The sequence below is a fragment of the Gemmiger formicilis genome, assembly GCF_016901605.1.
GTDB lineage: Bacteria > Bacillota > Clostridia > Oscillospirales > Ruminococcaceae > Gemmiger > Gemmiger formicilis_B.
Map to the genome: position 1 here is coordinate 1 of NZ_JACJKP010000927.1, position 219 is coordinate 219.

Consider the following 219-nt stretch of genomic DNA (forward strand, 5'->3'; position numbering starts at 1 on the left):
CAAAACCGACATCAGCGGCCTTACGCCGGATATTGTACTGTTCTGCATCTGCTTTGTGGTGGTGGCGCTGCTCACCAAGATCATTGGCTGCGGCCTGGCTGCCCGCCTTTGCCGAGTTTTACGCCGCTATGCGCGCCAAAGCTTTTGCCCAAGGGTTAACAAACAGCCAGGAGTTGGGCGGCTTTGTACACCACGATGCATCCGCTTTCTGATTTAACA

1 pseudogene is annotated in these 219 nt (G+C 54.8%); it reads left to right on the forward strand.

The features are described 5' to 3' along the window. Nucleotides 1-217: pseudogene (locus H6B10_RS17285) on the forward strand (hypothetical protein); the annotation flags it as partial. Nucleotides 218-219 lie beyond the last annotated feature (2 nt).